Source organism: Rhodococcus sp. IEGM 1381, from assembly GCF_030056795.1.
Classification (GTDB): Bacteria; Actinomycetota; Actinomycetes; order Mycobacteriales; family Mycobacteriaceae; genus Rhodococcoides.
Genome location: NZ_JASHKQ010000001.1, coordinates 1,791,184 through 1,811,428, shown reverse-complemented (window position 1 = coordinate 1,811,428; position 20,245 = coordinate 1,791,184). Strand labels below are relative to the sequence as shown.

18 protein-coding genes are annotated in these 20,245 nt (G+C 64.5%); 7 read left to right on the top strand and 11 right to left on the bottom strand.

Annotation, left to right across the window (positions count from 1 at the left end; all coding sequences use genetic code 11):
* Window positions 1-200 precede the first annotated feature (200 nt).
* Genes QM797_RS08485 through QM797_RS08475 form a run of 3 tightly spaced genes read left to right on the top strand, consistent with a single transcriptional unit; the run spans window position 201 to window position 1,861 of the window.
* Window positions 201-674 (top strand): DUF4395 domain-containing protein, encoded by a 474-nt coding sequence (locus QM797_RS08485; RefSeq protein ID WP_283274849.1) that lies wholly within the window; start codon window positions 201-203, stop codon window positions 672-674.
* A gap of 43 nt (window positions 675-717) precedes the next feature.
* Window positions 718-1,554: a sulfurtransferase gene (locus tag QM797_RS08480; RefSeq protein ID WP_283274847.1), complete on the top strand. Its 837-nt coding sequence runs from the start codon at window positions 718-720 to the stop codon at window positions 1,552-1,554.
* Window position 1,555: 1 nt separating this feature from the next.
* Window positions 1,556-1,861, top strand: coding sequence for a DUF1416 domain-containing protein (locus tag QM797_RS08475; RefSeq protein ID WP_094679874.1), 306 nt, complete (start codon window positions 1,556-1,558; stop codon window positions 1,859-1,861).
* 79 nt (window positions 1,862-1,940) lie between these two features.
* Here QM797_RS08475 and QM797_RS08470 read toward each other — a convergent pair whose 3' ends face one another.
* A complete protein-coding gene (locus tag QM797_RS08470) occupies window positions 1,941-3,410 on the bottom strand; it encodes a cutinase family protein (RefSeq protein WP_283274846.1) in 1,470 nt (489 codons plus the stop codon).
* Window positions 3,411-3,779: 369 nt separating this feature from the next.
* On the opposite strand from QM797_RS08470, the gene QM797_RS08465 reads away from it, so the two are divergent.
* A complete protein-coding gene (locus QM797_RS08465; protein WP_502942277.1) occupies window positions 3,780-4,523 on the top strand; it encodes a heme-binding beta-barrel domain-containing protein in 744 nt (247 codons plus the stop codon).
* Window positions 4,524-4,721: 198 nt separating this feature from the next.
* On the opposite strand, the gene cydC is transcribed toward QM797_RS08465, so the two are convergent.
* The 6 genes from cydC to QM797_RS08435 form a co-directional block, all read right to left on the bottom strand.
* Window positions 4,722-6,356, bottom strand: a complete 1,635-nt coding sequence (gene cydC / locus QM797_RS08460) for a thiol reductant ABC exporter subunit CydC (RefSeq protein WP_283274845.1) — start codon at window positions 6,354-6,356, stop codon at window positions 4,722-4,724.
* Complete coding sequence (gene cydD, locus QM797_RS08455) at window positions 6,349-8,037, bottom strand: thiol reductant ABC exporter subunit CydD (protein ID WP_283274844.1); 1,689 nt, start codon at window positions 8,035-8,037, stop codon at window positions 6,349-6,351. Before cydD ends, cydC begins: the two co-directional genes overlap by 8 nt.
* Window positions 8,034-9,071 (bottom strand): cytochrome d ubiquinol oxidase subunit II, encoded by a 1,038-nt coding sequence (gene cydB, locus QM797_RS08450; protein WP_283274843.1) that lies wholly within the window; start codon window positions 9,069-9,071, stop codon window positions 8,034-8,036. The genes cydD and cydB overlap by 4 nt, the downstream gene beginning before the upstream one ends.
* 9 nt (window positions 9,072-9,080) lie before the next feature.
* Complete coding sequence (locus tag QM797_RS08445) at window positions 9,081-10,631, bottom strand: cytochrome ubiquinol oxidase subunit I (RefSeq protein ID WP_283274841.1); 1,551 nt, start codon at window positions 10,629-10,631, stop codon at window positions 9,081-9,083.
* 131 nt (window positions 10,632-10,762) lie between these two features.
* Window positions 10,763-11,629: an aminodeoxychorismate lyase gene (locus QM797_RS08440; RefSeq protein WP_283274840.1), complete on the bottom strand. Its 867-nt coding sequence runs from the start codon at window positions 11,627-11,629 to the stop codon at window positions 10,763-10,765.
* A gap of 23 nt (window positions 11,630-11,652) precedes the next feature.
* Window positions 11,653-12,951: a dicarboxylate/amino acid:cation symporter gene (locus QM797_RS08435; RefSeq protein WP_283274839.1), complete on the bottom strand. Its 1,299-nt coding sequence runs from the start codon at window positions 12,949-12,951 to the stop codon at window positions 11,653-11,655.
* Window positions 12,952-13,045: 94 nt separating this feature from the next.
* Between QM797_RS08435 and ygfZ the strand changes: the two genes are divergently transcribed.
* The 3 genes from ygfZ (at window position 13,046) to QM797_RS08420 (ending at window position 15,244) form a co-directional block, all read left to right on the top strand.
* Complete coding sequence (gene ygfZ, locus QM797_RS08430; protein WP_283274838.1) at window positions 13,046-14,167, top strand: CAF17-like 4Fe-4S cluster assembly/insertion protein YgfZ; 1,122 nt, start codon at window positions 13,046-13,048, stop codon at window positions 14,165-14,167.
* The gene (locus tag QM797_RS08425) at window positions 14,164-14,802 is read left to right on the top strand and encodes an MOSC domain-containing protein (RefSeq protein ID WP_283274837.1); all 639 of its coding nucleotides are present in this window, start codon (window positions 14,164-14,166) and stop codon (window positions 14,800-14,802) included. Before ygfZ ends, QM797_RS08425 begins: the two co-directional genes overlap by 4 nt.
* Before the next feature lie 247 nt (window positions 14,803-15,049).
* Entirely contained in the window at window positions 15,050-15,244 is a 195-nt protein-coding gene (locus QM797_RS08420) for a DUF3073 domain-containing protein (protein WP_008719426.1), read from the top strand.
* Window positions 15,245-15,314: 70 nt separating this feature from the next.
* Here the strand turns inward: QM797_RS08420 and purM are convergent, their stop codons facing one another.
* From purM to QM797_RS08400, 4 genes are all read right to left on the bottom strand, one after another.
* Window positions 15,315-16,415 (bottom strand): phosphoribosylformylglycinamidine cyclo-ligase, encoded by a 1,101-nt coding sequence (purM, locus tag QM797_RS08415; RefSeq protein ID WP_283274835.1) that lies wholly within the window; start codon window positions 16,413-16,415, stop codon window positions 15,315-15,317.
* Between the two features lie 86 nt (window positions 16,416-16,501).
* Window positions 16,502-18,187, bottom strand: a complete 1,686-nt coding sequence (locus QM797_RS08410) for an ABC transporter ATP-binding protein (RefSeq protein ID WP_283274834.1) — start codon at window positions 18,185-18,187, stop codon at window positions 16,502-16,504.
* Complete coding sequence (locus QM797_RS08405; RefSeq protein ID WP_283274833.1) at window positions 18,184-19,152, bottom strand: ABC transporter permease; 969 nt, start codon at window positions 19,150-19,152, stop codon at window positions 18,184-18,186. Before QM797_RS08405 ends, QM797_RS08410 begins: the two co-directional genes overlap by 4 nt.
* Window positions 19,152-20,138 (bottom strand): ABC transporter permease, encoded by a 987-nt coding sequence (locus QM797_RS08400; RefSeq protein ID WP_502942302.1) that lies wholly within the window; start codon window positions 20,136-20,138, stop codon window positions 19,152-19,154. Before QM797_RS08400 ends, QM797_RS08405 begins: the two co-directional genes overlap by 1 nt.
* Window positions 20,139-20,245 lie beyond the last annotated feature (107 nt).

Sequence of the window (20,245 nt, the reverse complement as noted above, 5' to 3'; positions counted from 1 at the left end):
CTCTTCGTGTTCTCCCGCCACGAGCTGATGCTCACCAGTCGACGCACGGTTGATCTGTGCCGACTGGGCGGATGTTGCTGTCGCTGCTGCTGATTTCCTTCTGCCGCCACGCCCATGCGTGATGTCGGCCTCAAGACAGGAATCCACGTCCGAGCACTGCCCATGTAGCGTGCCCCGGCCTCGCACAGGAGTACTTCTCGATGTCGACACCCGACACCCACACCGACTCCCCCACGATCGACCAGGTCGACGTCCGCGGCCCTCGCTTCGCAGCGTGGATCACCACGGCCGTTCTGGTCGTCGTACTTCTCCTGACCACGTTCTCGGTCCCCGCGGCGGCAATCCTGCTCGGGCTACAGGCGATCGTGTTCGGAATCGGAGCCGTTCGCGGACCCAAGCACAGTCCGTACGGCACGATCTACGCGACGTTCGTCGCTCCGCGACTCTCCCCTACCAGCGAACGCGAGCCGGTGGCTCCGTTGAAGTTCGCTCAGCTGGTGGGATTCGCGTTCGCCGCCGTGGGAGTGCTCGGCTTCGCGCTCGGCTCTCCTGTCGTCGGCACCGTGGCAGCAGGCTTCGCCTTGTTCGCGGCGTTTCTCAACGCTGCGTTCGCGGTCTGCCTCGGGTGCATGATCTACCCCCTCGCGGCGCGACTGCGCAGCACCTCGCACTGACACCCTTCTTCCGATCCGTACAAGAAAGACCGAAAGGAACACCATGGCTCGCTCCGACGTCCTGGTCTCTGCCGACTGGGCCGAGCAGAACCTGAACGCACCGAAGACCGTCTTCGTCGAGGTCGACGAAGACGCAAGCGCCTACGACGGCGGACACATCGAAGGTGCGGTCAAGCTCGACTGGCGCAAGGACCTGCAGGACCCGGTTCGCCGTGACTTCCTGGGCCAGGAGCAGTTCTCGGACCTGCTGTCCGCGAAGGGCATCAGCAACGACGACACCATCGTTCTGTACGGCGGAAACAACAACTGGTTCGCCGCCTACGCCTACTGGTACTTCAAGCTCTACGGCCACAAGGACGTCAAGCTCATCGACGGTGGACGCAAGAAGTGGGAACTCGACGGACGCGCGCTGTCGAAGGACGTCGTCAGCCGGGAGAACACGCAGTACCGCGCCGAAGCTCCCGACCTGTCGATCCGTGCATTCCGCGACGAGGTCATCGACGCCATCGGTAACAAGAACCTGATAGACGTGCGTTCGCCCGACGAGTTCTCGGGCAAGATCCTCGCCCCGGCTCACCTCCCGCAAGAGCAGGCTCAGCAGCGTGGCCATGTGCCGTCGGCGATCAACATCCCGTGGAGCACCACCGCCAACGAGGACGGCACGTTCAAGTCCGACGACGCGCTCGAAGAGTTGTACAAGACCAAGGGCTACGACGACGACAAGGCCACCATCGCCTACTGCCGCATCGGTGAGCGTTCGAGCCACACCTGGTTCGTCCTCAAGGAGCTCCTCGGCAAGGAAGACGTCAAGAACTACGACGGTAGCTGGGTCGAATACGGCTCCCTCGTCGGAGCACCCATCGAGTTGGAGGTTCACTGATATGTGTGGAGCACCCGTACAGGGCCAGACCATCCCCGCAGGCGTCGACGTCGAGAAGGAAACGGTCATCACCGGCCGCGTCCTCGCCGGCGACGGTGAGCCGGTAGCAGGAGCATTCGTGCGTCTGCTCGACGGCACCGGCGAGTTCACCGCCGAGGTCGTCGCGTCGGGCACCGGAGACTTCCGCTTCTTCGCCGCTCCCGGCCAGTGGACGCTGCGCGCACTGTCGGCATCGGGCAACGGCGACACCGTCATCGCTCCCGAGGGTGCAGGCGTGCACTCGGCGAACGTCACCGTCGGAGTCTGATTCGGCCCGCTCGTAGCCACAGAGACAAGAACCCCGCACCTGCGAGAGGTGCGGGGTTCTTTCGTTCTCTACCGAGTTGCTAGTTGGGCACGGGTGCGGCAGTGGTCGGCTCGGGAACCGTCGAGTACTGAGGAGGGAACATCCCCTCCGGCACCGGAATGCCCTGGGACTCGAGGAACGCACCGAGATCGCTGACCCTCGTCTGCGTTCCTGGCACCGGGAGCAGGTGAGGTTCGGGTGCGGTCTCGGGTGCTGCGGTCTCGGGGGCTGCGGTCTGTGGTGCGGACGGCGCGGGCGCGTTGTTCTTCTCCCGTTCGGTGCGGGCGAGGTCGGTGACCCAAGCGACGATCTTCTCGCTCTCCCACTCGTAGCCGTCGTTGGGGTCGTTGTACCAGTACGACAGGTGCTGCAGGAACCCGATCAACAGGTAGGGCCCGAGTACCACGTCGGCGATGCCCTTGTTGTTCTCCACCAGACCCTCGCCCTCGGCGCGCAGCTTGGCTTCCACGGTCTCGGCACCGGGTCCGAGAGCCCAGTTCAGATCTGCGAGCAGCTGGTCCGGTGTGAGAGCGGCGGCCGCCTGCTGATCGGCGACCGTGTAGTCCACATCAGCCACCTTCACCAGAACTTGCAGAAGGGTCTCGTCCGATTCGAGCCAGGACTTGTTCGTTGCGATGTCGACGATCGCGCGAGTGGCGATGGTCGTCACGGCACGCGCGAAGTCGGCCACGGTCTGCACCGGGTTGAGCAGCGTCATCCGCATCTGCGAGATGATCTCCAGTGCCAACTGAAGAAACTCGATGTTGTCCGGAGCGTCGCAGGCCAGATCGTACGGTCGGCACGACCAGGTGACCTTGTCGGTCAGCGTTCCGTAATCCCGCGGCGACTGATCCATGAATCCGCCGAGCGATTGACCCGGCTCGTCCTCGAAGTTCGGCACACCGGTCGGGCGGTAGGGCGAGCCGATCATCATCACGCCCGCTATGTCGTCACCGTTGACCAGTGCCGAGGGGTCGCGATGGCCGAGGTCGACCGCCAGACGGTCGAGCACCTCACCGCCGACGCTGTAGCCGACGAGAACGAACTTGGTCTTGTCGCCGCACTTGATCTTGTACTCGTCCATCAGTCGATTGGTCGAGGCGATGCCGTCGGTGATGCTCTGCTGATACGTCAGCACGTCGTCCAGCACACCGACGCCGTAGGTCGATGCGTAGGGGACGTAGAGCCAACCGACCGTGCCGGGGCTGTCCGCGTTCACCTGACCGGTCGGAAGCGTGACGTTTCCGACCCAATTCGAGTCGATCGCGGGCGGCTCCTCGTTCAGAGGATTGCGGCCCGCATCCGAGTCGGTGGCACCGGACACGGCCAGCATCAACACATCCGGACAGTCCTGCGCGTAGTTGTTGGGGTCGATGTTGGGGCCCTGCGAGGACCCCGATCCGGAGTCTGCAGAACCCGAATCTGCAGAACCCGAATCGGGTGCGGCGAGTGCAGCTGCGGGAGCAGCGAGAGCCAACGCCAGGGTCACCACCGCCGACCTGACAAGCACAGAGCCGAACGACATTGTCAGAGCCCGTTTACGACGCAGCATTATTGCGAAGACCTCCCCAGCCTTTTGATACAGAACACAGTGAAAAACGTCGGAAATTCGTGATCGAGTGCCGACGCCCCCCGAAGAAGGTACCTGTTCGCGGCCGTTTCACCATCCGTACGAGTGATCCAGCGCACTGAAAGCCCCGAACTTGGGTAGATGTCACCAAGGGCACACGCAGGATTCGGGCCGCTGTTCTCGATGAAGACGGCTGCGGGTTAAACTTGCACTCGTGGTCATATTCTTCGAGTTGTTGCTGGTGCTTGCGGCAATAGCCATCATCGCGTTCTCGCTGTACGTCGTCTACCGACTGGTCAACGACGAGTCGTGACAGAACCGGCAGCGGGGCAACCCGGCAGTGCCGACGAGGGCAGGGCCGACGAGGGCAGGGCCGACGAGGGCAGTGCCGACGAGGTACGCGACGCCCCCATCACCAGTGGTGACGAAGCGATAGCGGCGGCCGAACAGAAGTTCGCCGAGGCGTCATTGCGCAACATCCCGGTACTGCCCGATATCCCCCATCCCGACGACACCGCCAACCTGCGGCTCGGTCCCGATCTGAACCCGTCGATGCTGGCTCTGCTGCCGCTCGTCGGCGTCTGGCGCGGCACGGGCGAGGGTCACGACCCCGAGGTCGGCACCGACTACCCCTTCGGCCAGCAGATCGTCATCACCCATGACGGCGGCAGCTACCTGAGCTGGGAGTCGCGCTCGTGGCGGCTCGACTCCGACGGCAACTACGCACACCCCGACCTGCGCGAAACCGGATTCTGGCGCATCAGCGGCGGCAATGGGCTCAAAGGTTCCGAGGACGAAGAAGTCGTCGAGCTCCTACTGACCCACAGCACCGGTGTGGTCGAACTCTATTACGGACACGCACTCACCAAGTCCTCCTGGGAGCTCGCGACCGACGTCGTCATCCGCAGCACCTCGGGTGCGCTGGTCGGCGGAGCGCGCCGCCTGTACGGAATCGTCGAGGGTGGAGATCTGGCGTACGTCGAGGAACGTGTTGTCGCCGACGGCCCACTCGCACCGCGGTTGTCCGCACGGCTCTCTCGCTACATCGGCTGAATCTTTCATTCGGCTCGTTTTATTTACTTCGGCTCGTTGCACGCGAACGGCCCCCGAGCCATACCTGATTTCAGGTCCCGACCGGACAGGTCGGGGGCTCGGGGGCCGGGTAGCTGCCTGGGATTCGCCTGCCGCTCGCGCGGTCTTCGCAGTGAATCCGTCAGCGATAGCGGCTAGCTGACAGCCACCTCACGCGTCCTAGAGTTCATCAACTTCAGACCACCTCCTCTCTCGTGTACTCCCAACGTACGCCGGAGATTCCGAGTCGGCAAAGTGTTTTTTCTTCGCATCTGCGCCGAGATCGATCACCTGGTCGGCGTCGGTGTTCTCCGGCAGTTGATGGGTGACGACCACCACGGTTCGGTCGGCACCGAACAGGCCGCCGTCGGTGGTGAGCAGCTCGCGCAGTATCCGCTCGCCGGAGACTCTGTCGAGATGTTCCGTCGGCTCGTCCAGCAGCACGATCGGTGCGGTACCGAGCAGAGCGCGCGCGAGCAGCAGCCTGCGTCTCTCTCCCCCGGACACCGCCTGTGCGCCGCCGACCAGGGTCGTGTGGACACCGAGGGGCATCGCGTCGAGCCACGATCCGAGGCCGACTTTCCGCAGTGCCTTCGCTGCTTCCTGCTCGTTCACGTCGCCGCGTACCACCCGCAGATTCTCCAGAATCGAGGTGTCGAACAAATGCGCGTCCTCGGCGAACAACGCTGCGTCCGAGCCGTATTCCTCGGCAAGTGCGCGCAACATCGTCGTTTTACCCGACCCGCTGGGCCCGATGAGAGCGCTCCGCGCATGTGCACGGAAGTTCGTAGCAGGGGTCCAGCGGGAGTGGAGCCCGCGGAACGACCCATCAGGGGAGTCGTGCACATGCGGCGGAGCCGCATCGAGCATGGCCACGATTCTGGTGGCTGCGATTCTGCCGCGCATCAGCGCGATTGCCGCCCCGGGGAGCGCGGCAGTCGCCTCGAAGGCAGCCAGCGGAACCAACACGATGATCGCCAGTGCCATCGGCGTCATACCACCGGCGGTGCCTCCGTCCGGTCCGTAGAGCCCGATTCCGACGAGCAAGGACCCGATCACCGATGCGCCGATCGACAGCGGCCCAGCGGCGTCGGCGATGGCCGACGGACGGGCGGCGCGATCCCGGGCAACCACCGAAGCCTGTGCTGCGCTTCGAGCCTCGGCCAGTGTTGCGTCGAGTCGCCCTGCGACCCGCAGTTCCGCAGCATGGTCGAGGGCACGGACAGCCGACTCCGCGAACCGTGCGTCGGCGTCGGCACCGGCCTCTTCCGCGATCCTCGCCGACCGCGCCGCCAGCATCGGGGCGCCCACTCCGGCGATCAGCAACGCCACCGCCAGGATCGACGCGGCAGCAGGCGCAATGCCGGCGAGCAGGCCCACCGCCGCGAACATCATCACGACGCTGACACAGATGGGTACGACGGCCCGAACGACGACGTCGCCCAGCACGTCGACATCGGCTCCGGTGCGAGCGAGAACGTCACCGCGCCGCAGATGGATCGCCCCGTTTCCGTTCGCCAACCTGTCGTAGATTCCGGTGCGAGCTGCCGTCGTACCACGCAGCGCCGCATCGTGTGTGGACAGTCGTTCCAGATATCGGAACACTCCCCGCGAAATGCCCAGCGCCCGAACGGCGACCACCGCCACGGACAGATCCAGCACCGGTGGCATCTGCCAGGCCCGGGTGATCAACCATGCCGACAGCGCGGCCAGAGCCAGCGCACTCCCGAGCGTCGCCACTCCGGCAGCAACAGCCACCGCCACCCGCCGCGGCGAGAGCTCCAACAGGCCCAACGCCTGCCGCAGATCAGACATGATCGAACTCCGGCACCGCGCGCGCACTACGGTGCACCTCGACGACGCGGTCGGCGGCATGCAACACCGACCGCCGGTGACCCACCATCACGACGGTGACCCCTCGATCGGCCGCGGCTCGAACAGCGTGCAGCACAGTCTTTTCACCCGCTGAATCGAGGTGCGCGGTCGGCTCGTCCAGCACCATCACCGGCGCATTCGAGACGAAGGTCCGGGTAAGGGCGAGACGCTGCAGTTCTCCGAGCGACAGCCCCACTCCGCCCTGACCGACGCGGGTGTCCCAGCCGGCCGGATGATCTCGGAGGACCTCGTCGAAGCCGGCCGAACGGCACGCCGCGTCCAAGGCATCCGGCTCGGGCACTCCATGCAGGGTGACGTTCTCGTACAGCGTGCCGGGCAACAACACCGGCCGCTGCGGAAGCCAGGCAACCTGCGCCCACCACTGTTCGAGGTCGAGGTCGGCCACCGGCACTCCCCCGATTCTCACCACGCCGCTCGATGGCGTTGTCAGACCCAGGATTGCTTGTAGTGCAGTCGATTTGCCCGCGCCGTTCGGCCCGGTCAGCACCGTGACGGTGCCCGCTCGGCACAATGCACTGAGCTCTGCCGGAGCCTCGCCGTCCCGACTCGTGACGGTGAGCCCGTCGAGTTCGATGTTCGCGGCCGAGGCGTCGACCGTTCGACCACCACTCGGCCGAACCGTCCGGCGATCCAACACTCGGAATGCCCGGCTCGCGGCTTCGACGCCGTCCTCGGCCGCATGGAACTGCGTGCCCACGGACCGCAGTGGAAAGTACACCTCGGGCGCGAGAATCAACGCGACGATGCCTGCCTCCAGTGTCATCTCCCCGAATACCAGCCGCAGTCCGATGCCGACGGCCACCAGCGCGACACACAGGGTCGCGAGCAGTTCCAGCACCATCGACGAGAGGAAGGCAACCTTCAACGCATGCATCGTCGTTCGCCGATGTGCATCGCCCAGCGCCCGGATGCGGGCTGCGGGCCCGTGTTCGCGCCCCAGCGCGCGCAATGTCGGCAGACCGGCCAACAAATCGAGCAACTGCGCCGACAGCCGGGTCATCGTGGTGAGCGTCGCAGCCGCTCGCCCCTTGGTCAGAAGTCCGATCAGGATCATGAAGATCGGGATGAGCGGCAGGGTCACCGCGATGATCACCGCCGACGTCACGTCCTGGGTGAGGATGACGATCAGGACCAACGGGGTGACTATGACGGCCAGCACCAGCGCCGGTACGTAGCCGATCAGGTATGCCCGCAATCCGCCGATGGCGCGAGTCACGACGACCGCCAGCTCTTCACGTTGGGCGTCGAGCTCCCGAGGCTCGAAACCAGTTGCGGTCGTGAGCACTTCGAGCTCCAGCTCGGCCACCACTCGCGATGCCGACCGGTGCGCGTACCGAGACTGGGCTCCGGTCGCGACCACGCGAACTGCCGTCGCACATGCCAGCACCACCAGTTCCGTGGTCCAATCGGACAACGACCTGGCCGTCGAGTCGGTGATGACGCCGGCCAGAACGCGGCCGATGGCAAGCGCACTCACGATGATGCACAGGGTGACGACGGTCGACAGCCCGACCGTCGCGAAGAGGTAGCCGCGCGCGGAGTGAGAGTACTTCCACAGTCTGGGATCGACCGGTGCCCGCGAGCGGGCGGGTGCGCTCACGACTTCACCGTCAGTCCGATCGAATCAGGTATCTGAGCGCTCGAAATGCGTTGCCGGAAGACCCAGTACGTCCAGGCCTGGTAGCCGATGACGACGGGGGCAGCGAAGGCCGCGGCCCATGTCATCACCTTCAACGTGTACGGGCTGGACGACGCGTTCGCGATGGTGAGATCGAAGGCGGCGTCCGTGCTGGACGGCATGACGTTGGGGAACAGGGCGGCGAACAGCAGCACGACGACGGCGACGATGGCGATGCTGGTGAAGACGAAGGCCCAGCCTTCGCGTACTTTCGCCGTCAGCGCGACGACGAGAAGCAGCGCCACTGCTGCGACCGCGACGAGTACCCAGGTCCAGGTCTTCCCGTACGCGAGTTGTGTCCACAGCGCGAAGGCTCCACCGACGAGCACTGCCGGAACCGAAAGCCACGCCGCCATTTTCACCGAGTCCTCGTGTACGTCGCCGGAGGTCTTCAGCGCGATGAACACGGCACCGTGCAGTGCGAACACCACGGCCATCGTTACTCCGCCGAGCAGTGCGTACGGGTTGAGTAGGTCGAAGAACCCTGCGGTGACCTTCTTGTTCTCGTCGATCGCGACTCCGCGCACGATGTTGGCGAACGCGACGCCCCACAGCACCGCCGGAACCCACGAGCCGATGCCGATTCCGATGTCGCAGCGCCGACGCCACGTCGGGTCGTCGATCTTTCCGCGCCATTCGATGGCGCAGATACGCAGGATCAGCGCCACCAGGATCAACAACAGCGGCAGGTAGAAGCCCGAGAACAACGTGGCGTACCACTCGGGAAACGCTGCGAAGAGGGCGCCGCCTGCAGTGATGAGCCAGACTTCGTTACCGTCCCAGACCGGACCGATCGTATTCAGGACGGCACGCCTGCGCTTCTCACCCGTCGCCGCGTCCGGGTGCCTGCCCAGGATGGGCATGAGCATACCGACGCCGAAGTCGAAGCCTTCGAGCACGAAGTAGCCGACGAAGAAGAAGGCGATGATGAGGAACCAGAATTCGGGCAGTGACATGGCTATCCCCTAGTACGCGAACGAGAGCTGTTTGGGCTCTTCGTCTTCCGAATCCGGTGGGTCGACGTGCGGGTGCGCGTCGTGGTCGAGAGGTCCTTCGATGACGTAGCGCCGAAGCAGGTAGAACCAGACGCCCCCGAGAGCGGCGTAGAGCAGCGTGAACGTCACCAGCGAGGCGACGACGAGGCCGACGGGATGGTCGGAGACGCCTTGATCGACGGTGAGCCGAATCTGATCGACTCCCGAGAGATTCGGCGCGACAACCCATGGCTGACGGCCCATTTCGGTGAAGATCCAGCCGGCACTGTTGGCCAGGAACGGAGTCGGAATGGCCAACAATGACAACCACGAGAACCACTTCTGGTCGGGAATCCGGCCACCTCGGGTGACCCACAGGCCCGCGACGGCGAGCAGGGCCGAGCCTGCGGCCAGTCCGATCATCATCCGGAATGCCCAGTACGTGACGAACAGGTTGGGTTTGTAATTACCCGGGCCGAACTGCTGTTCGTACTGATCCTGTAGCTGGTTGACGCCCTGCACGGTGGCACCGAAGTCGTTCTCCGCCAGGAACGAGGTGAGGCCGGGAATCGAGATGAGGTGCACCACGGATTCGCAATTGTTGTGGGTACCCACGGTCAGGAGCGAGAAGCTGGCTCCGGTTTCTGTGTCGCACAACGATTCTGCGGATGCCATCTTCATCGGCTGTTGCTCGAACATGAGCTTGCCCTGAATGTCTCCGGTGACGGCGAGCGCGCCGCCCGCGACGATCATGACGATGAAGGACATGCGCGCTGCCGACCGAAACATCGTCCGCGAGTCGGTGGCCGGGAGCGCAGCCTGCGGAGTGACCCCATTGGCCGGGAGCGCAGCCTGCGGAGTGACCCCGTTGGCCGGGAGTGTGTCGAGCTCATTCTGGGCCTTCTTCTTCCGCGCCTCGCGCACCATCCACCAACCGGAGATGCCGGCGACGAAGGTTGCGGCGGTGAGAAATGCACCTGCGACGGCGTGCGGAAAGGCCGCCAGCGCAGTGTTGTTGGTGAGCAGCGCCCAGATGTCGGTGAGCTCGGCGCGGCCGGTCTCTTCGTTGTAGATCGCGCCGACGGGATGCTGCATCCACGAGTTTGCTGCGATGATGAAGAAGGCCGAGGCGTTCACGCCGATGGCCACGAGCCAAATCGTCGCCAGATGAACGAGTTTGGGTAGTCTGCTCCACCCGAAGATCCACAGCCCGAGGAACGTGGACTCGAGGAAGAATGCCACCAACCCCTCGAGTGCGAGGGGCGCGCCGAACACGTCACCGACGAAGCGCGAGTATTCGCTCCAGTTCATTCCGAATTGGAATTCCTGCACGATTCCGGTCGCGACGCCGAGTGCGAAGTTGATGAGGAACAACTTGCCGAAGAACTTGGTCAGCCGGTACCAGGAGTCCTTGCCGGTGATCACCCACATGGTCTGCATGGCGGCCACTATCGGCGCGAGGCCGATCGTGAGAGGTACGAGAATGAAGTGATAAACGGTGGTGATACCGAACTGCCACCGCGAGACATCCAACGCGTCCATAGATACTCCGAACTCTTCCACCCGAGCTGTGACGGGCAACACCGCAGGTCAGGGCGTTGTCCCGCGACAAACTCGAATGTACTACTACAAGTAGTAGTAGGGAAGAGTCTTTCGGCAGGGTCGTTGGGCTCTTATCTCGTGGCGGCGACTTCCACGGCTCGATCGACCATGTCGGACACCTGTTCACCGCTCCCGGGACGACCGAGAACTACGCCGTTCATCGTTGTCACCCGCGCCGCGAGGGTGACACTCGAGACCAACCAAACGCTATCTGCCACAATAAGATCCGCCGGGTACAGATGCCCGTGCTCGCAGGTCCAGCCGGCAGTCTCGGCAACCTGGAACAACCCGGCGACGGTTGTTCCGGCCAGGATTCCTTGCTCCACCGACGGTGTGACCAGTGTCTTACCGCGCGCGAGCACCACCGTGGACCGCGGACCTTCCAGTACCCGCCCCTCGCTGCTCAGGTAGATGACGTCGTCGGACCCCTGGGCGGACGCGTGCCGCAGCGCAGCCATGTTCGTCGCGTACGACAGTGTTTTCGCACCGGCGAGCTGCCACGGCGCAGTCGCCGAGAACTCGACCGAATAGCCTCGATCGAGCGTGATCACCGACACCCCGTTCGCACGCGCCGTCCGCACCCGCTCGGGAAGAGGCCCCACCGTCACGAACGCCGTCGGCTCTCCGCTGCTCTCGCGTCCCCGACTGAGTACCAATCGGAGCACTGCCTCGTCCACCGAGTCCTCGGTCCAGAGACCGACGGACTTGTCGATCACCGTTCGCCACTCGTCGAGATCGGGGGCAGGCAGTTCCAGTGCCGTCGCCGACGCCGCCAGACGGGCCAGGTGCAACTCCACTGCGCAGGCTGCGCCGCCCCGCACGAGCAGTGTCTCGAACACCCCGTCGCCGCGCACGGCAGCCAGGTCGTCGGCGAACAACAACGGCTGCCCGGCGTCGTGCACTCGGCCGTCCAACGTCACCAGTACCGAATCGGCCATGGCCGTCACTGTAGAGCAGACGGTCAGTCGGCTCGATCTGCCTGCGCCATCACGTCGCGGTACTCGTCGAGGTCGATGTCCTCGGCTACTACCGACTTGGTTCCGTTGTAGACGTCACGGTCGATCTCGTCGTCGGCGTTGGCCACCAACATCGCGACGAACGTGTCGCCGTTGACGTTGAGGAAGGTGCGGAAGATTCCGGCGAACCAGTCGACGGCGATCAACAGGCCGACCGCCTCGAACGGCAGATCCAACGACGTTGCGAGGAACATCGCGATCACCGGGAATCCACCCGGCACCGTGATCGTGCCCATGTTCAGCAGGATCGCCAGACCCATCCCGAGGGCAATCTGGCCGACACTGAGATCGACGTCGCCTGCCTGCGCAAGAAACATCACGACGATCATGTAGTTGAGGACCGCGCCGTACGAACCCATGGTGAGTCCGATCGACAGCGTGAAGTTGGCGACTTTCTGGCTGACACCCACCTTCTCCACGGTGTTCTTCAGAACGGTCGGGAAGGTGACTGCAGAACTCGTGGTCGTGACGGCAATGGCCGTCTGCTCGGTGAGCTTGCTCGGCAAGCTTCTCGGATCCAACCGGGTTCGTACCGTCACCACGACCACGAACAGTGCGAAGAGAATCAGCACTCCAAGCAGGGTGGTCCCCAAGTAGCTCAACGCGGTCGAGACGACGGAGAATCCGACGTCTCCGGCGAGAGCGGCGAGAAGACAGAAGACACCGACCGGAGCGATGGTCATGACGAGGCGAATCATCGTCAGGACGATCTGCTGAATCTGATCCATGAACGTCAGTACGCCGGTGTCGCCCGTCTTGGTGATGTGGTTGCGCAGCGCAATTCCGAACAGCAACGAGAACACGATGATCGGCACCATCGTCGCTGTGGACATCGCGCTGAAGACATTGGTCGAGACGAAGTTGAGCAAGGTGTCCTGCCAGCCGAGCGCCTCGCTCGCGCTCTCTTCCAGGCTCGGGTCGAGTTGCGCAGTGAATTCCATGCCTGCACCGGGCCGGATGAGAACGCTCAGCAGCCACGCCAGCACAGCTGCCACGAACGAGAAGCCGATCATCCACTTGAACGTTCGCACCGCGATCTTGCCGGTGCCTGTTCCGGACATGGATCCCGTCGCCACGATCACCGATGCCATGACCAACGGCACGATCGACATCTGGATCAGGCGGATGAACAGATCGCCGACGAACTTCAGATTCGCGGCCCAGTCACCGACGATCAGACCGAACACGATTCCGCCGATCGCTGCCAGACCTATTTGTGCTGCCGGGTGTCTCATAGCTTTCACGGCTCGAAACCTAGACAGGGGAAATCGCCCCCGGATATCCGATGCGTTGCACGTAGGTAAAACGTCGGACTCCCCAGGCTCCTACTATGGGGTGGTGTCCGATTCCGTGACGATCAGCCCAAGTCCTCTTCTCACTCTTCCCGGTGCCGTTCGATCCCCGGACGACAGCGTCGACGCCGGGGTGGCCTGGCACTACGGCAATCCGTTCGGCGAGCAACGCGACGCCGTGAGCGGCGCCGCCGTCATCGATCGATCGCACCGCTTCGTTGTCGCCATCAGCGGAGACGAACGCCTGAGCTGGTTGAACACCATCTCGAGCCAACTCGTGACGAACCTGACCGACGGCAGCTCGGCCGAGAACCTGAGCCTGGACGTCAACGGCCGCATCGAGCACCACTTCGTGCAGACCGACTTGGGCGGCGTGACGTACATCGATACTGAGCGGTCCGCAGGCCCGGATCTGCTCTCGTTCCTGAAGAAGATGGTGTTCTGGGCCAAGGCCGAACCCCGCGAGGCCGACGAACTCGCCGTTCTCACCGTTCTCGGATCGGACGCGGCGTCGGTCCTCGACAAGGCCGGCGTGCCGGCTCCGAGCGAGATCTACGGTGCGTCGGCGATCGACGGGGGCGGATTCGTTCGGCGGATGCCGTGGCCCGGCCAGAACTCGTACGACGTGGTGATCCCCCGCGCACATCTCACCGAGTGGTTCCTCCGACTGCGCGACGCCGGTGCCGCCCCGGCCGGAACCTGGGCCTTCGACGCGTTGCGGGTGGAATCGTTGCGTCCGCGCGTGGGCGTCGACACCGACGAGAAGACCATTCCGCACGAGGTTCGCTGGATCGGCAGTGCCGCCGAGTTCGGTGCCGTGCACCTGGAGAAGGGCTGCTACCGCGGCCAGGAGACCGTCTCGCGCGTCCACAACCTCGGTCGCCCGCCGCGGCACCTGGTGTTGCTGCATCTCGACGGCTCCGCCGACGGTCGGCCCAGCACGGGTGACCCGGTCACCGCAGGCGGACGATCGGTGGGGCGTCTGGGTACCGTCATCGATCACTTCGAGCTCGGCCCGATCGCTCTGGCTCTTCTCAAGAGAACGATTCCGGTGGACACCGCCCTCGAAGCAGGTCCGTGTGCCGCGTCGATCGATCCTGATTCCATCCCGTCCTATGACGACGTCCAAGCTGGTCGAGCTGCCGTCGACCGCCTGCGCGGCCGGTGACCGGGACCCTTCTCGCTGTCTGCGTCGTGCACGCCGATGTTCCGTTCGGACGCCGTGCGGTGGGCGACAGCGGCATCGACAAGAGACCCGTCGACGGACCGGTGGACGTCCATGAGCTGGGTATCGGCGGCGATCACTGCCGGGACACGAAGTTCCACGGCGGTCTCGATCAGGCCGTGTACGTCTACGACGAGGACGAGGCGCGCTATTGGGCCGACGAGCTGGGGGTGCCGGTTCCGCCGGGTCGATTCGGGGAGAACCTGCGCACCAGCGGGGTGCCGGTGACCGATGCAGTGATCGGTTCACGATGGCGAGTCGGCACGGTGACGCTGGAAGCGACCATCGCTCGCAAACCCTGCGGCACGTTCGCGCGGTGGATCGGCGAGCCGGGGTGGGTTCGCCGGTTCACTGCACGCGGCGATGTGGGTGCGTACTTCCGAGTTCTCGAACCGGGTGTCTTCGCCACCGGTGACGCGGTGACCGTGGAGTCGATTCCCGAACACGGGGTGACGGTACGAATGCTCTTCGAGGGGAAGGACGCAGCCGCAATGCGGACACTGCTCGATGAGCCGGGACTGGCACCGAAGGTGCATCGCGATGCAGCAGCTGCGCTGAAATCCTCGCGCAAACCATGACGCGCAGCACGTAGTTCTCGTGTCGCCCGGCGAAGATAGTTCGCCTGCGCACGGATATGTGCAGGTACAGGCAGCGTGGGCCCCGACCCCGGGCGTGTCGCGCCGACGTACTCATTACAGACACGTGGCACCGTATGCGCATCGCGGCGATTCGCGCGCTAGAGTGTGTGCCAGGAAGAAATACCAACTCTAACGGGGCCGCCAAATTTCCCCAGGCCGCCCCGCAAGTCCGCGAGGGGGCACCGCCATGGGCCGAGGCAGGGCTAAGGCAAAGCAGACAAAGGTCGCTCGTGAGCTCAAGTACAGCTCACCGACAACGGACTTGGAGAGTCTGCAGAAGGAACTCTCCGGTGGTTCGTCCAACTCCCATCGTGGCATCCACTCTGACTCGGATGTGCATTCCCGAGTCGAGGAAGACGAGTACGAGGACTGGCGACGCTAGTACTGTGCACTGAACGACTGAGGGGGAGCCGCTTAGCGGCTCCCCCTCACTTGTTCGTCCGGTAAGCCGATCAGAACCTGGGGTGGTTGCCCTGCAGCAGCGCACGCTCGGCGGCGATGTCCTTACCGGTGGCCTTCTTCACCGTGCCCAGCGTCCAGCAGTCGATGTGACGTGCGGTGAGCACGGCCAGCGCTCGGTCGACGTCCTCGGGAGCGACGATCGCGACCATGCCGACACCCATGTTGAACGTCTGCTCCATCTCGGCCCGCTCGACGCGTCCGCGCTGAGCGATGAGCGAGAAGATCGGGGCCGGGCTCCACGTGGTGCGGTCGAGTTCGGCCACCAGTCCCTCGGGCATGACCCGGGAGAGGTTGTTGGCGAGTCCGCCGCCGGTGACGTGGCAGAACGTGCGCACGTCGGTCTCCGCTGCGAGCGCGAGGCAGTCCTTGGCGTAGATCTTGGTGGGCTCGAGCAATTCCTCGCCCAGGGTGCGACCGAACTCCTCGACGTGCCCGCCGAGGTCCATGTGATTGATCTCGAGCAACACCTTGCGGGCGAGGGAGTAGCCGTTGGAGTGCAGACCGGACGATCCCATTCCGATGACCACGTCGCCGGGACGCACCCGCTCGGGTCCGAGGATCGAATCCGCTTCCACGACGCCGATGCCCGTGGCCGAAAGGTCGTAATCGCCGTCGGCCATCAGCCCCGGGTGTTCGGCCGTCTCGCCGCCGAGCAGTGCACAGCCGGCGATGATGCAGCCCTCTGCGATGCCCTTGACCAGCTCTGCGACCTGCTCGGGAACGACGCGGCCCACGGCGATGTAGTCCTGCAGGAACAGCGGCTCGGCTCCACAGACGACAAGATCGTCGACGACCATCGCCACCAGGTCGAGGCCGAGTGTGTCGTGCTTTCCGAGGGCCTGCGCCACGGCGACCTTGGTACCGACGCCGTCGGTCGAGGCCGCCAGGACCGGCTCACGGTAGTCGCCCTTGAGCGCGAAGAGACCTGCGAAACCGCCGAGACCGCCCATGACCTCGGGCCTACTGGCCTTCTTGGCGAGCGGCGCGAACAGCTGCACTGCTCGGTCTCCTGCGGCGATGTCGACCCCGGCCGCCGCGTAGGAGGCACCGCCCGAGTGAGTTGCGCTCGTGGGTTGGGATTCCTCGGTCATTCGGCTCCAGCCTGTGTACTAGTTCATGTCAGCGCCCGGTGCGGCGCGGCCCCAACGGTACCGGAGTGCCCGGTCAGGAGAAGAACTCACGTATGCAGGCGCTTGCCAGGAATCGCAGCCAACAGCTTCTTGGTGTAGTCCGCCTCGGGGGATCGCAGAATCTTCCACGGCGTTCCCTCTTCGACGATTCCCCCGTTGCGCAGCACGACCACACGATGCGCGACGCGGTCCACCACGGCGAGGTCGTGGCTGATGAACAGGCACGCGAAACCGAATTCCTGCTGTAGTGCCTCGAACAGGTCCAATACTGCTGCCTGCACCGAGACGTCCAGCGCACTGGTCGGCTCGTCCGCCACCACCAGATCCGGACCCAGCACCAGTGCGCGCGCCAGGCTGACGCGCTGCCGCTGTCCACCGGAGAGCTCGTGCGGATACCTCTTGTCGGTGCCGGACGGCAGTTGCACGGCGTCGAGAAGTTCGGTCGTTCTGGCGGCGATCGCATCCTTGGAGCCGTACTTGTGCACGATCATCGGCTCGGCGATACATTGTCCGACGGTCAGTCGCGGATTCAGTGACGCCGACGGGTCCTGGAAGACGAAGCCGAAGCGCTTGCGCAGCGGCTTGAGCTTGCGTTCACTGACACCGGCGATGTTCTGTCCCAACACCGTCACGCTGCCGCTGGTCGGCTTCTGCAGTGCCGCAACGCATCTGCCGATGGTCGATTTACCCGAGCCGGATTCACCCACCAGGCCGAGGGTCTCGCCTCGGTGAATGGTGAGTGAGACGTCGTCGACCGCCCGGAACGCCGGGGAGCCGACACCACCGGAGAACTGCACCACCAGCCGCGAGACGTCGAGTACCGGTTCGCCCGAGGTGTCGACGGTCTTGTCCGACTCCACTGCAGCGAGTGTCGGCACCGCGGCCAGCAGCTTCTTGGTGTAGTCGTCTGCGGGGGCGTCGAACAACTGTGCCACCGGTGCTTCCTCGACGACGCGGCCGTTCTGCATGACAACTACGCGGTCCGCCAGATCGGACACGACGCCCATGCTGTGGGTGATGAGCACGATGGCGCAGCCGAGCCGGTCCTTGAGATCGCGGAGCAATTCGAGGATTTCGGCCTGCACCGTGACGTCGAGGGCGGTGGTCGGCTCGTCTGCGATGATCACCTTCGCCTCACACGAGATGGCGATCGCGATCATGACGCGTTGCTTCTGCCCACCCGAGAGCTCGTGCGGGTAGTACGAGAAGCGCTGCTCGGGGTTGGGCAAACCCACCATGGTCAGCAACTCCACGGCCCGCGCCTTGGCATCTTTCGCCGACATCCGCTTACCGTCCGCACTTCGGGTCGTTCCGCCGGCTCCACTCCTGGCGCGTGTGTGCGCACGCAGCGCCTCGACTATCTGATATCCGATGGTGAAGAGCGGATCGAGAGCGCTGCCCGGTTCCTGGAACACCATCGAAATCTTGTTGCCGCGCAACTGCGCCCACGCCTTGTTGCTCAGCCTCGTTACGTCCTGGCCACCGAGCACCACGTGTCCCTCGACGCGTGCGGTATCGGGCAACAGACCTATCGCGGATCTGACGCTGACGGATTTTCCCGAGCCGGACTCCCCCACCACAGCCAGTACCTCGCCGGGATACACCTCGAACGAGACCTCGGTGACGGCGTCGACTTCGCCGGCATCGGTGACGAACGTGACGGACAGCGACGTCACCGACAGTGCGGACCCGTGTGGCGTGTTCTCTTTCGACTTTGAGACACTCGATGTCATACCTTCACCGCCTTCTTGAATTTCTTGCGGGTGCGCAGCAGCGGGTTGAGTGTCTCGCTTGCACTTTCACCCACCATGGTCAAACCGAGTACCACCAGCACGATGCCGAGGCCCGGGAACACCGACGTCCACCAGATGCCGTTGGAGATATCCGGCAGCGCCTTGTTGATGTCGTAGCCCCATTCGGAGGCGGAGGTGGGTTCGATGCCGAACCCGAGGAACCCGAGCCCGGCCAGGGTCAAGATGGCCTCGGCCCCGTTGAGGGTGATGATGACCGGCAGCGTCTGGACCACGTTGGCGAGGATGTGGCGGAACAGGATTCGCGGCGTGCCGGCACCGGTGACCCGTGCGGCATCGACGTACGGTTCGGTCTTGACCGCCACCGTGGCGTTGCGGACCACGCGGAAATACTGCGGGACGAAGATGGCCGTGATGGCGATGGCCGCGGATGCGATGCCACCGAAGCTCGACGACTGACCACCCGCCACGACGATCGAGATGACCACCGCGAGAAGCAGAGACGGGAATGCGTACATCGCGTCCATGAACAGCACGAGCACGCGGTCGAACCAGCGCCCGATGTAACCCGAGGCGAGCCCGAGAGGTACACCGATGATCAGCGAGAGAAGTAACGACGACGCGATCACCATCAATGCTGTTCTGGCACCGTAGATCACACGCGATAACACATCCTCGCCGCGGACCGATGTGCCGAACCAGTGCTCGGCGGACGGAGCCGCTTGGCGAGCGAAATCCTGCCCGGCATCGCTGGTCTGCGAGAACCCGTACGGCGCGAGAAGCGGCGCGAACACCGCCGCGATGACGAACGCCACCATCAGCGCCAACCCGACGATCAGCGTGACACGCTGCAATCCCGAGGTGGACTTGACGAACGCGACGCCGGGAAATCCTCGACGATGTGGACGGGTGGGAGGTACGTCGGACAGCACGACTTCGGTGCTCATCAGAACCTCACTCTCGGGTCGATGAGTGCGACGATCGCGTCGGTGACGAAGCTGACGACGGCGACCACCACGGCCAGGAACGTCACGATGCCCTGCACCGCAACGAAATCGCGTGCCTGCAGGTACCGGGCGAGTTCGTATCCCAGGCCCTGCCACTCGAAGGTGGTTTCGGTGAGCACTGCGCCGCCGAGCAGCACGGCGATCTGCAGGCCGATGACGGTGACGATGGGGATCATCGCGTTGCGAAACGCATGTCGTCTCGTCACCGTGCCCTCGCTCAACCCGCGAGCCCGCGCTGCGTCGACAAACGGTGCCTGCAACGTCTGAATCAGGTTGACGCGCACCAGCCGGAGGAACACGCCGGCCGTCAACAGACCAAGGGCGAGAGCAGGCAGCACCGCGTGCTCGAGCACGTCGACGGTGTAGCTCGATTCGCCGTACAGGAACGAATCGACGATCAGAACGTTGGTCTTGGGCGAGACGTTCTGCAGTGCCAGTTCCACATTGGTGCTGGCTCGTCCGGCCACCGGGAGCCAGCCGAGCTTGACTGCGAACAGCAGCTTGAGCAGCATTCCGACGAAGAACACCGGGGCCGCGTACGCCAGAATCGCGAAGATCCGCAACGAGGCGTCGCCGAACCGGTCGCGATGGGTAGCGGCGAAGAACCCGAGCGGGATACCGACGGCGAAGGCCACCAGCAATGCCCAGAACGCCAGTTCCAGTGTGGCTGCACCGTTGACGAGCAGGACGTCGCTGATCGCGCGGTTGTCGGTCGCGGAACGACCGAAGTCGCCACGCAGCAAGCCGGTCAGGTACTCCCAGTACTGCGTCAGAATCGGCCGGTCGTAGCCGGCCTCGGCCTTGCGCTGGGCGATCTGTTCGGCAGGGAGGCGGCCACCGAGGGCCGCCGTGATCGGATCACCGATCACCCGCATCAGAAAGAAGACGACAGTGACGAGAATCCAGGCAGTCGGAATGATCAGCAGAAATCTGACCCCGAGATAACGGGCGAGCGCGCCGTACCGTGACGGCGCGCTCGCCTGCTGTGCTTGCTTCTCGCCCTCTACCGTCGTGCTGTCGGTAGTGGGCACGC

Coding starts and splice junctions, on each gene's coding strand:
- QM797_RS08485 (WP_283274849.1), top strand. CDS start 201: ATGTCGACACCCGACACCCACACCGACTCCCCCACGATCGACCAGGTC.
- QM797_RS08480 (WP_283274847.1), top strand. CDS start 718: ATGGCTCGCTCCGACGTCCTGGTCTCTGCCGACTGGGCCGAGCAGAAC.
- QM797_RS08475 (WP_094679874.1), top strand. CDS start 1,556: ATGTGTGGAGCACCCGTACAGGGCCAGACCATCCCCGCAGGCGTCGAC.
- cydC (WP_283274845.1), bottom strand. CDS start 6,356: ATGTCTGATCTGCGGCAGGCGTTGGGCCTGTTGGAGCTCTCGCCGCGG.
- cydB (WP_283274843.1), bottom strand. CDS start 9,071: ATGTCACTGCCCGAATTCTGGTTCCTCATCATCGCCTTCTTCTTCGTC.
- QM797_RS08445 (WP_283274841.1), bottom strand. CDS start 10,631: ATGGACGCGTTGGATGTCTCGCGGTGGCAGTTCGGTATCACCACCGTT.
- QM797_RS08440 (WP_283274840.1), bottom strand. CDS start 11,629: ATGGCCGATTCGGTACTGGTGACGTTGGACGGCCGAGTGCACGACGCC.
- QM797_RS08420 (WP_008719426.1), top strand. CDS start 15,050: ATGGGCCGAGGCAGGGCTAAGGCAAAGCAGACAAAGGTCGCTCGTGAG.
- purM (WP_283274835.1), bottom strand. CDS start 16,415: ATGACCGAGGAATCCCAACCCACGAGCGCAACTCACTCGGGCGGTGCC.
- QM797_RS08410 (WP_283274834.1), bottom strand. CDS start 18,187: ATGACATCGAGTGTCTCAAAGTCGAAAGAGAACACGCCACACGGGTCC.
- QM797_RS08405 (WP_283274833.1), bottom strand. CDS start 19,152: ATGAGCACCGAAGTCGTGCTGTCCGACGTACCTCCCACCCGTCCACAT.